10 protein-coding genes are annotated in these 12,020 nt (G+C 39.4%); 2 read left to right on the top strand and 8 right to left on the bottom strand.

What is annotated here, in order from left to right; all coding sequences use genetic code 11:
* Positions 1–885 precede the first annotated feature (885 nt).
* The 7 genes from J6O61_RS07010 to J6O61_RS06980 all read right to left on the bottom strand — a co-directional run bounded on the left by J6O61_RS07010 (position 886) and on the right by J6O61_RS06980 (position 7,873).
* Complete coding sequence (locus J6O61_RS07010; RefSeq protein ID WP_292211256.1) at positions 886–2,076, bottom strand: cob(I)yrinic acid a,c-diamide adenosyltransferase; 1,191 nt, start codon at positions 2,074–2,076, stop codon at positions 886–888.
* 29 nt (positions 2,077–2,105) lie between these two features.
* Positions 2,106–2,705 carry an HdeD family acid-resistance protein gene (locus tag J6O61_RS07005; RefSeq protein WP_292211254.1) on the bottom strand — a complete coding sequence of 200 codons (600 nt, stop codon included), beginning with the start codon at positions 2,703–2,705 and terminating at the stop codon, positions 2,106–2,108.
* Between the two features lie 21 nt (positions 2,706–2,726).
* The gene (yihA, locus tag J6O61_RS07000) at positions 2,727–3,326 is read right to left on the bottom strand and encodes a ribosome biogenesis GTP-binding protein YihA/YsxC (RefSeq protein WP_292211252.1); all 600 of its coding nucleotides are present in this window, start codon (positions 3,324–3,326) and stop codon (positions 2,727–2,729) included.
* Between the two features lie 69 nt (positions 3,327–3,395).
* Positions 3,396–4,838, bottom strand: a complete 1,443-nt coding sequence (locus tag J6O61_RS06995; RefSeq protein WP_292211250.1) for an alpha-L-fucosidase — start codon at positions 4,836–4,838, stop codon at positions 3,396–3,398.
* A gap of 213 nt (positions 4,839–5,051) precedes the next feature.
* Positions 5,052–6,320 (bottom strand): ATP-dependent Clp protease ATP-binding subunit ClpX, encoded by a 1,269-nt coding sequence (gene clpX, locus J6O61_RS06990; RefSeq protein WP_292211248.1) that lies wholly within the window; start codon positions 6,318–6,320, stop codon positions 5,052–5,054.
* Positions 6,321–6,334: 14 nt separating this feature from the next.
* Entirely contained in the window at positions 6,335–6,937 is a 603-nt protein-coding gene (gene clpP / locus J6O61_RS06985; protein WP_292211245.1) for an ATP-dependent Clp endopeptidase proteolytic subunit ClpP, read from the bottom strand.
* Between the two features lie 189 nt (positions 6,938–7,126).
* Positions 7,127–7,873, bottom strand: a complete 747-nt coding sequence (locus tag J6O61_RS06980) for a hypothetical protein (protein ID WP_292211242.1) — start codon at positions 7,871–7,873, stop codon at positions 7,127–7,129.
* Between the two features lie 161 nt (positions 7,874–8,034).
* Between J6O61_RS06980 and J6O61_RS06975 the strand changes: the two genes are divergently transcribed.
* Both J6O61_RS06975 and J6O61_RS06970 read left to right on the top strand, forming a co-directional pair.
* On the top strand, positions 8,035–8,850 hold the full coding sequence (locus J6O61_RS06975; RefSeq protein WP_292211239.1) for a sigma factor: 816 nt from the start codon (positions 8,035–8,037) through the stop codon (positions 8,848–8,850).
* A complete protein-coding gene (locus J6O61_RS06970; protein WP_292211236.1) occupies positions 8,838–9,938 on the top strand; it encodes an anti-sigma-I factor RsgI family protein in 1,101 nt (366 codons plus the stop codon). Before J6O61_RS06975 ends, J6O61_RS06970 begins: the two co-directional genes overlap by 13 nt.
* A gap of 340 nt (positions 9,939–10,278) precedes the next feature.
* On the opposite strand, the gene tig is transcribed toward J6O61_RS06970, so the two are convergent.
* A complete protein-coding gene (tig, locus tag J6O61_RS06965; protein WP_292211233.1) occupies positions 10,279–11,736 on the bottom strand; it encodes a trigger factor in 1,458 nt (485 codons plus the stop codon).
* Between the last annotated feature and the right edge of the window lie 284 nt (positions 11,737–12,020).

Raw genomic sequence — 12,020 nt, 5'->3', positions numbered from 1 at the left:
GTCCGAAAACACGGTATTGCCTTCAAAAAAATGTATAAAACAGATTTTAGGCTGTATTTTAAATGGGTATTACCACATGAAAGTGGGTCTAAAGTGAATTGGTATGTGTCCACTCTATAGGTAGTAGTTTATTTAGTACTCATGGGCAATATTTAATTTTCTCTGACTTTTACCCGGGTTTGAAAACAATCATTGGGTAAATCTATTATTTTTTTCATATTTACCCAAGCTTGTCCATAATTCTCGGGTAAAATTCATCTCTTTTATCTCTTTACCCAAATCATTCACTAACTCATGGGTAAAAACCTGCATTTTGTTCTTTTTACCCGCAATGCTCTTGAAAATGGACATATACGAGACCATGATTTGAGACCAAAACACTTTCTCGGAACTTTCAATTGGTCCATATAAGATAAATCAGGCTGCTTATAATAGAGTTATCTTATATGTACAGCTGGCCGTAGACATTGCAACGTATAGTCGCTTATACATCTTTGTTTTGCATGCTTGATCATACATCTATCTTTTAGGCAGTAAGGCAATGTATGTTAAATTGAAGAGATAAGCTCTTTATATCGAATTTGCGAATTGTCATCTATCCTTTATTGTTCCTGGATTCGGAGCCTGAGGCAGAAAAAGCAGCCACACCGCTAGGTGCTTGCCCTTTACTGGTTCTGATGAAAACGCTATAATGCTGGAACCGACGGTGAGTGATAATTTACTGTTCCCATCATCCTCACCGTCGGCAAGAAATAGACGGCGTTTCCATCAGGTTCAGTCAAGGGTGGCGGATGCAGCCAATCCACTTACGCACATACAAAGAGAGAGTATTCTGGCAAAAACGAAATGTTTAAAACCATAATACTCTCCCTTTTTATTGGATAATCAATATTCAATGCCCAGGCGCGCTTCTATGCCCCCGTCGTAGGGATGCCTTATCTTCTTCATTTCTGTAATATAATCTGCATTATCAATAAAAAAATCAGGTGCATTTCTGCCAGTTAGCACAATTTCCATATAGGCCGGTTTATTTAAGATCAGGGCTTCAAACCTTTTCTTATCAACAATCCCATAATTGTAGGGATAAGTAGCTTCATCCATTATAAGTACATCACACTGTCCTTTTTCCACTAAATTCTCTATGTCACCAAGTATTCTGTTGTGTTCATTGGTAAATGCCAGAACAGACTCAGGAGCATCTTTTTTAAACCATCCTAAATTCTTGCTGCTTCTGATCACTTTGATGTTTTCAAGTTCCTCAAAAGAGTTTAATTCCGATGTTTTCCTTCCCTTCATGAACTGGGTAAAGACAACTTTTCTCCCTGCTCCTGCAGCCCTTACCGCAAGTCCTATTGATGCGGTTGTCTTACCTTTTCCTTCACCGGTATAAAGATGTACGAGCCCTTTGGCATTTTGAACATTATTCATCAAACTCCCACGTCCTTCATCTTCCTTATCTGTTTCTGCATCCCGGTTTTTGTCCAAAACAACTGTTACTCCTGAATACTCACTACTTCTAAAGCTGCAGTTTTTCGCACTACAACCGCTGCATCTGGAGTGTTTTTCCTGCTTTTCTTTATACAATGGCGTTCTAAATACCACACTTTTTTTTGGTAAAAGAACATATGCATCATTGTATCTGATTTTCTTTTGTCCAAGTTTTTTCATAGCTTCAGGCAGCTCTTCAAGGGGAAAAACATCACTTCCGGCAAACTGATATCCACCGGCAAAGAGCCCCGTCTTTTCGTGAAGCATTTCGTCTATCTTGTCATATGCAAGAGACAAAAGCTCCAGCCCCAGACAATCTACAATATACGCCTGCTGAATATTCTCTTTTGACAAGAACATGTTCTGGTACTCATCTATTGCTCTTCCAAGGCTTGCTACAACCAAAGCAAATTCATTTCCGTTCTTATCCTTTTCAAGAACATAATGAAAGATTGCATGTACTCGGGGTGCTATTTTTCTGTAAGTACGTATTATTTCTAATTTGTCACTATCATTAAAATGATATCGCCTGATGAAAGCATCAAAACAGTTTTCATCAAGCGATACCTCTATTGGTTCAAATGTCATATTGTTCCTCTGATTCAGGATTTATAACCTTATTTTTTATCCACATCCTCTACGACAGCTTCCACATCTACTGCATTCAGTTCCTGATTCACTCTTTTCGCATATTTGGAGACTCTGGAAATGGTCCAAAGATTTGTAAGTCCGTCATACACAAGAAAGATTCCGATAATTGTTACTGCTATTTCTTTTGCATCTTTGGGATTGAACAAAAGAAATGCTCCCATGATAACAGTACCTACGGCAAGTATCAAAGAAATCCACCAGAGGCTGTACTTATAGCTCACAAGAGAAATAGTTTGCGCCAGATTCATTAGTCCGCTTATCAGAATGAACACACCAAAAAGCTTAGGAATGAAGTCTGTAAATGTATCAGGCTTTAAGAAAATCCAAACACCGATGGCTGCAATTATTATTCCCATGGCAAATCCACCGGACATCACGATACTTTTATCCTTGTGGAAAAAATAGCTGATTACAAAAACAACTCCCGCAAAAACCAAAAGAACAGCCAAAGCCCTGGCCATTATAATGAGGCTTGCCTCTGTCCAGAATATCAAAACAGCACCTATGGCAATCATCACAAGGGCCTCAACAATATAATTTGCTTTCAATTTTTTAAGTGTTTCCATAATTTCCCCCATTCCTATTCGTTAATTCTGCTGTGTACTTTCTAAAAGTTCATCCATATAATCGTATATTTCCTGTCGTCCCTCTTTTGAAAGAGCTGAATATGGAAAAATTGTAATTTCATCAGGCAGACCTAGCTTTTGCCTGAGCATATTCAGGTGTTTCTCATATTGAGATTTTTTTATCTTATCTGCTTTTGTAGCAATAATTACCGGCTGAAATCCCTGATGTACAATCCATTTATACATCTGAACATCATTGGCAGATGGCTCATGCCTTATATCAATAAGCAAAAAAACCCTGAGAAGCTGTCTGGAAGAATGAAGATACTTCTCAACCATCTGTCCCCATTGTGCTTTAACTTTTTCAGGCACTCTGGCAAAACCATATCCTGGCAGATCAACCAGATAAAACTCATCATTTATATTATAATAATTGATTGTTTGAGTTTTTCCCGGTTCTTGAGATGTTCTGGCATAATTTTTGCGATTCATTATTCCATTTATAAGTGAGCTTTTTCCCACATTACTTTTCCCTGCAAAGGCAAACTCAGGATGATTATTTTCAGGAAGTGTGCTTGTAATACCACAGACTGTTTCCAGATTGACATTTTTAATTACCATATATAATGCTCCTTATTCTTTAAGGTATATCAAAGTAATTCTACACTATAAACATCCATCTGGCAAAAATCAGTTTCTGTAAACGCCCACAAAACCAAGAGTCGGGCATACTCTGGAATCTTCAATAACAACAATAATATTGTCTGTGCTCACATTTTCAAACTTCACTATTTTTTTATATCCTATTGTAGTTCCCTGATATAGTTTTCTTCTGCCTTCAGGTCCATCGCATAGTATTGAAAATTTTTCAATTCTCTGGCTCTTTTCTATATTTTCCTGCAGCACTATATACTTTATGTTCTCTTTTTTATCCCATGTTAATGAAAATGACACATTTCTTTTCCCGTCAGGCGCCATATAAAAAGAATCATCCTGCAATAGTATATTTTTCAGATCAGTTCCTTCCTTTGCCGGAGCATCAATTGCCTTAAGTTCACTTGATAATGCCAGGTTTTTCTCCGGTGAAAAGCTATTTCTTATATAGTTTCCAAGCTCCTTTAGCCTTATTATATCCCCTTTGGCAAAAGTTCCCTCTCTGTTAATCGGAACATTTAAAAGCAAAACTGCATTTCCGCCCACGGTTTTTTCATATATTTCAACCAGCTCATCAAAACTTTTTAATTTATCGTCTTCATCTTCATGATAAAACCACCCCGGTCTGATTGAAACGTCCACTTCAGCAGGATACCAGATCAAATGCTGCTCATCTTTTAGGATTGAACGACTTCCCAAATCTTTATCTTTTGAGCTTATCTTTCTCAAATGTGATGTGTCATTTTCATCAGTCTGAGAACGGAAAGCTGTGTACTCTGTTTCACAGGTTCTGTAGGGAACTACGCTCCATTCAGACTCTCTGGTGTCTCCCGCTTCATTCCCACACCATCTAACATCAGGACCGCATATGCTGATACAGGCATTGGGTGCATATTTTCTGATTGTTTCATAGTACCTTGGGAAATCATAGACTTGCTTTTTTCCATTTTCGCCTTCGCCACAGGCACCATCAAGCCACACAGCGTATATTTCGCCATATCCCGTCAGAACTTCCTTTAGCTGGTTTACAAAATAGTCATCGTATTCTTTCCCGGTTCCATAGACCTTATTATTTCTATCCCATGGAGATAAATAGATTCCAAATTTCATATCATATTTATGGCATGCATCCGATATTTCCCTTACTACATCACCATTTCCATTCTTATACGGACTTTTTGCCACACTGTGTTCAGTATATTTGCTGGGCCATAAACAAAATCCGTCATGATGCTTACAGGTAAGAATAACCCCTTTCATTCCTGCATTTTTCATGCTCAGCACACAACTATCCGCATCAATATCAGGCGGATTAAAAACAGCCTCACTTTCTGTACCATCTCCCCATTCTCTGTCTGTAAATGTATTTACAGTAAAATGTATAAAACCTGTAAACTCTAACTGCTGATATTTAATTTGTCTAAAAGAGGGAACAACTTCTACCAGCCTCTGGTCCAATGAATCCAATTCCTTATCCATACTCTTTTCCTTCTAAAGATGTAATGAAAAAGAATGTCGCTTGCGACATTCTCGCGCCGAGCGCGGTTGCATTTATGCAACATCTTCCAATCGCGCGAGTGCGCTTCCTTAGCGGAGCGATCTTTTATATCATAGGAAGCAATTTCCTATGATATGAAAAAGAGCATACTAAATCATGCAAAAACACAATTTAGTATGCCACTTTTTTATACATTATTTAGCCTGTTTAAGTTTCTTACTGTCCTTGTGGACGATGAGCGGCTGGCTTGTGCCATCTACAGAAGCATCTGTGATAACACATTCACTGATGGTGTCATCAGAAGGAATCTGATACATAACATCCATCATTGTCTTTTCCATGATGGAACGAAGTCCACGGGCTCCGGTCTCTCTCTCGTAAGCCATCTCTGCAATTCTCTGAACTGCCTCATCCTCAAATGTAAGTTTTACATCATCAAAATCAAAGAGCTTTTGATACTGCTTAACAAGGGCATTCCTTGGCTTTGTAAGGATCTTAACAAGTGCTTCCTTGGAAAGGCCTTCCAAAGTAACCGTAATCGGTACACGCCCTACAAACTCAGGAATAAGACCAAACTTTACGAGGTCCTGAGGTGTAACCTCTTTAAGGACTTCTCCGATCTCTCTTTCGGACTTATCTGCTATCTCCGCATTAAAACCTATAGAATTTCTGTCAAGTCTTGCCTCAACGATCTTATCAAGACCATCAAATGCACCGCCGCAGATGAAGAGGATATTGCTTGTATCAATCTGTATCAGCTCCTGATGAGGGTGTTTTCTTCCGCCCTGGGGTGGAACACTTGCAACAGTACCTTCTACGATCTTAAGAAGCGCCTGCTGTACACCTTCACCGGATACATCTCTTGTAATGGATACGTTCTCACTCTTTTTGGTAATCTTATCAATCTCATCGATATAAACGATACCGTACTGAGCTCTCTCAATATCATAATCTGCATTCTGAATTAGTTTAAGCAGAATGTTCTCAACGTCTTCACCTACATAGCCGGCTTCAGTAAGAGTTGTAGCATCAGCTATAGCAAAAGGAACATTTATGATTTTGGCAAGAGTCTGTGCAAGATAAGTCTTACCTGAACCTGTAGGTCCAATCATAATAATGTTACTCTTCTGAAGCTCTACATCATTTTTGTCCTCGCTCTTTGGAGCAAGAACCCTCTTATAGTGATTATAAACGGAAACAGCCAAAACCTTTTTGGCTTCATCCTGTCCGATTACATACTCATCAAGGAAATTCCTGATCTCAACAGGTTTAAGAAGATTGATATTCTTCTCACCGGCTGCAACAGGCTCATCCTCAAATTCTTCTTCAATGATGTCTGCACAGATCTCCACACATTCATCACAGATATAAACTCCTGCAGGTCCTGCTATTAACTTTTTTACCTGATCCTGTGTCTTATTGCAAAAAGAGCACCTGATCTCTCCGGAATTTTTTCCTGCCATAACATCTCCTTTGATTACTTAGTTTCCTTTTCAACAGGGCGATTCTCAATAATAGAATCGATAAGGCCGTAGTCCAGAGCCTCCTGAGCTGAAAGCCAGTTGTCACGCTCTGTATCTGCGCAAACCTGTTCATATGTCTTCCCTGTGTTTTCTGCAAGCATTCTGTTCATCTTCTCTTTTGTTCTTAAGATGTGCTTTGCAGCAATTTCAATCTCAGTAGCCTGACCCTGAGTTCCGCCAAGTGGCTGATGGATCATAACTTCGGCATTGGGAAGTGCCATTCTCTTTCCCTTTGCACCACCGGCCAAAAGGAAAGCTCCCATACTTGCTGCCATACCTATGCATATTGTACTTACATCGCACTTGATGTAGTGCATGGTATCATAAATTGCCATTCCGGAAGTAATTTCTCCTCCGGGACTGTTGATGTACATGTGAATATCCTTGTTAGGATCTTCCGCCTCCAGGAAAAGAAGCTGTGCAACCACGATACTTGCAGATGTAGCATTAACTTCCTCACCGAGGAATACAATTCTTTCTTTTAAAAGTCTTGAGTAAATATCGTATGATCTCTCTCCGCGACTTGTTTGTTCAATGACATAAGGTATTAAACTCATTTTCTGTCCTCCAAAATCAGCGTTTTACAACCTAAATAGTGTGGCAGGTACAGCTAAAAAACTATACACAACCACACTATATTATACGGCTAATAACTATATTTTTAAAGTCTTTTGCGCAATTTAATAAACTCTTAATTATTCGCGTTACTGTTCAGTTCCTGACCAGTAACGAAGCAAAATTGTAACTTATTCGCTCTTTTTGAATAATTTGTTAAAAAAGCTCTTAATGGCGTTTCCAATCTTCTTTATAGGACTTGTCTTTTCTACTGATTCATCAGCACTACCGTCCTCATTTACAGCAGGTTCAGCATCCTTTGGTGCTATTTCCTCAGCAGCTTCTATTTCTTCTTTTCCCTCTGCTTCTTTAGGCTCTTCAACTGACTTTGGCTCAAGGTCAAATTCAATTCCGGCTTCTTCAAGAGCACTTATAAGCGCCTCTCTGGCAGATTCCACAGCTTCTTTTAACTCTTCAAGGGTATCTTCATCAGACTCTGCCTCTACTGCTTCCTTTTCAGCATCAAGTGCTGCTACAAAAGCATCATATAATTCCTGAAGGTTTTCTTTTGTCTCATCATCCTCAATGTCTTCAATAAGAGCCAGCAGTTCCTCAAGCAGGGTTGCCATATCTTCTGCATCGCTTGGCTTTTCGCCTTCCTTTGGCTCTTCTCCTTCGGGTTTCTCAGGTGCTTCCCCGGTACTTGACAGACTTGCAGCCTCTCCTGCAGGCATTTCCGGTGGCTGTTCACCATCTTTTGGAGCTTGTCCGTCTTGTGGTGCCTGACCATCCTTAGGCGCTTCTCCTGAAGGTGCTTCTCCTTGTGCAGGTGGCTGCGATCCCTCTTTTCCCGGTGCGGCAAGGGCAGTCATCCCCACGCTTGAAAAAAGCATTATAGCAGCAACTGCTGCCGTTAAACCTCTTATTATTTTTTTCATTATAGATTCCTCCATTTTTAATTTATTTTTAGTTCCTCACTGTAATATTTCTCATAAAAAGAAAAATAAAGTGGGGTTATCATAAATTTTTTTTATTTTTCAGCTACCCCCTTTTTTAGTCCGGTGATGTACGAATTAATCTGTATATTTGGGAGTTTATTATGGAAAAGAATGCATTTAGTGCAGAGGCTCTGGAGGTAAAAGAGACACCTTCAAGGCTGGATTCGTTTATAGAAAAAAACACTAGTTACATAAAATACTGTGCCTATAAAAGTGTTGGGAAGTTTATAACAGAAAGTGATGACGAATACTCTATTGCACTCAGTGCTTTTTTGGAAGCAATAAACTCCTATGACGATACAAAAGGCGCCTTCTCAAGCTTCTCACAACTGGTAATAAAAAGGCGTCTTTTGGATCACTTAAGAAAAAATAAGCATCTTGAATATGAGCTTAGCGTCGAACCCGGAGCTTTTGAAGGAGATATTGATGATGATGATCAAAATTCTTTGTCACTTGAGCTTAGAAGTAAATCTGCCGAAATCTCTTTTACAAAGGACAGCTCTCTGGACCGACATGAAGCCATAAAAGATGAAATCGAATCCATCAGTATAGAATTGTCCTTGTATGGATTTGGTTTTATGGATCTTGTAAAATCATCTCCCAGCGCATCCAAAACAAAAAAAGCCTGCGCAGTTGCTATTAAAACGATCATTGATTCAAAAGATCTTTTGACCAAAATGAAGCATTCAAAATCGCTCCCCATGAAAGAACTGGTGGAATTGACCGGTATTTCAAGGAAATTGCTCGACAGATACAGGCGCTACATAATTGCAGCCGTTCTCATATTGGATGGAGATTATCCTCTTTTGTCCGAATATATGCGCTATATAAAAAACTTTAAACAAAAACCCGTTTTTGAAATAAAAAACTCGCCGAAGATTTCTATGCAATCGGAAGGAGAAAAATGCACGCAGTAGTATTGGAAAAAAAGAAAAAAATATGTGCCGTTTTATGCGACGATGGATGTTTCAGAGAACTGACCGGAAACTTTGAAATCGGGCAGGAAATATCAGTGGTAGTTGACAGCGATAAAACCTGCCATGCAAAGGGAAGCAGACCAAAGCAAAATAGTATTTACAGACTATTTCTGCCTTATGTGGCTGCTGCCGTTATAATAGTTTTGGCAGGTCTTGGTTATACTTACGAGGCAGTTCTCGCCTATTCATATGTAACTGTTGATGTTAACCCATCAATAGAATACACACTAAACAGATTAAATCGTGTGATTAATGTTGTGGCATTAAATGAAGATGCAACAGAAATCGTAGATTCACTTGATTCAACCATAAAAAACAAAACCTTGTCCGATGCACTTGCAGAAACAATAACGGTTTTAAAGGATAATAATTATTTGTCAGATGAAGACGCTTCTATACTCATAGATGTAGCCACTGAAAACGATAACGTTTCTCAAAAGCTTACATCAGATGTTGCGGTTGTTCTCGAAAACACCGATATATCAGTATGCACTCTGCATTCCGACAAGGAAACCAGAAGTGAAGCTCTTGAAAGCGGCATGAGCACAGGCAGGTATGAGGCAATGAAAAATGCTGCTCAAAGCCAATTCAGTATTTCCCCAACCACAAATACCGGTGATATGAATGATGCCCCTTCCACCCTTACTGATATATATAAATCAATTCCGGTAAAAGAAATTCTTTCAGAATATACAGAACCGACAGGCGATATATCTCCGGCCACAGATCCTGAAATACCCGAAATGAATACAAACGAAGATAAAAGCCTTGAACCTGCAAATGAGGAAATTACCGACATTCCTGACATTGAGCAAAGTCCAAATCAAAACAGTATTGAATATAACAATTCCCAAAATTCTCCTGCTGAAGAAAAAGATTCACCTGTAAACAGCCCCATCCAGAACAGTGAATTGCCGGAAAATGTCTCAGGAGACGCAAAAGAACCGATGCCGCAAGGCACCGGTCCTGATGCTATACCCAATATGCCGAATTCTCAAATAAACGAAAATTCTCTTCCACCAAAATAAACAATTAATATCTGATAATTCTTCTGCTGGAACTGCTAAAAATATCGCCATCGGTGTAGCTTTTCCTGTCTGTTCATAAACCCAGACACTCATTCCAAATGTAGTTAAACAACTCCCCAATATTGATATTAACCTTGCCACCCAAATTCTACAAAGATTCAAACTACAAAAATAAAGAGTCGCTCGCGACTCTTCGCGCCCGAGCGGTATTGCGAAGCAATTAATTTCATTGCCGCGAGGTGCGCATCCTTAGCGGAGCGTTTTTTAATATCATAGGAAAACAATTTCCTATGATATTAAAAAATGCATTCTTGAATTAAAAATTCAAGAATGCATATATTTAAGCCTCTTCGTCAGTCTTTTTCTTTCTTGTTGTCTTCTTAGGCTTCTCTTCAGCATCGTCTGCTTTCTTTGTTGTTTTCTTTGCAGCTGTCTTCTTTACAGGCTTTTCTTCAGCTTCATCTTCAGACTTTGTTGCTTTCTTTGCAGTTGTCTTCTTTGCAGCCTTCTTAGCTACTTCCTTAACATTCTCAACAAGGAAATCTGCTGCTTTCTGTACAGCAAGGTCACTTCTCATTGTCTTCTGCTCAGACTCTGACATAAGCTCTTTTAACTTATCAAGTTCCATTCTGTACTGCTCAGCCATCTTCTTAAGCTCATCCTCGAACTCTTCATCGCTAACAGTGATATTCTCAGCCTTAGCAACTTCTTCAAGTACAAGTCTTGCCTGAATTCTCTCGATAGCCTGTGGTTTAACCTGCTCAAGCATCTTGTCAACAGTATTGCCTGTGTACTGAAGATACTGATCCATGTTCATGCCCTGCATCTGAAGTCTCTGAGCAAAATCATTAACGATCTGTCTTGCCTGAGTCTCAACCATAGCTTCAGGAAGTTCCATCTCTGAATCTTCGATAACAGCCTTAACTACAGCGTCCTCTCTCTTAGCCTTCTCTTCGTTTGTCTTTTTCTCAACAAGCTTATTCTTTACATCCTCTTTGTACTCTTTAAGAGTATCGAAATCAGATACATCACTTGCGAACTCATCATTAAGTTCAGGAAGCTCTTTTGCCTTGATAGCCTTAACTGTGCACTTAAATGTTGCATCTTTACCTGCAAGGTTCTCAGCCTGGTAGTCCTCAGGGAATTTAACGTTAACGTCGCCTTCCTTACCAATCTCAAATCCAACAAGCTGCTCTTCAAATCCGGGGATGAACGCACCTGAACCGATTGTAAGAGGATAATCTGTTCCCTTACCGCCTTCGAAGGCAACTCCATCAACGAATCCTTCAAAATCAAGAGTAACAATATCGCCATCCTGCACAGATCTGTCTGTTACTTCAATTGTTCTGGCGTTTGTGTTTCTCTGCTTCTCAATCTCAGCATCAACATCATCGTCTGATACTTCAAGATCCATCTTTTCAGCTTCTACGCCCTTATATTTTCCAAGCTTAACCGGAGGCTTAAGAGCTACTTCTGCTGTAAAGATAAAATCCTTACCAGCCTCAAGCTGCTCAACATCAATCTTAGGTGATGAAACCACCTCTTCTCCGCACTCTTCTACAGCCTTAGGATATTCCTCCTCGATAAGCTCATTGGCAGCATCCTCATAGAATACTCCCTTACCGTACATCTGCTCGATCATCTTACGAGGAGCCTTGCCCTTACGGAATCCAGGGATCTGAATCTTGTTCTTGTTCTTGTCATAGGCCTTCTGGATTGCCTTTTCAAGCTGCTCTGCAGATACTTCGATCTTAAGCTTAGCCATGCTCTTCTCAAGCTTCTCTACTGTTACGCTCATTTTGTAAACACTCCTTCTAAATATTGTTTATATATAGGTTAAAAAAACCTTTTTTGCCGTGTAGGCACAATCGCTTGTAGATTATAACATAGTAAAATATTTTTTTCCACAAATATTTTACTTTGAACTCATATAAGAATTGCTAGTGAATTGTAATACTAACTTCCACCCCTCTTAAGGCAGCCATGGAAGTTACTAATTCCAAACATTGTGGTGGAATTTACTAATTCATAATGGTACCATCCAATAGTTCATCCACATATGCTACTCCGGCATAAAGGAGG

The organism is Butyrivibrio sp. (genome assembly GCF_017635265.1).
GTDB lineage: Bacteria > Bacillota > Clostridia > Lachnospirales > Lachnospiraceae > Butyrivibrio.
This window is presented reverse-complemented; position numbering and strand designations above follow the sequence as displayed.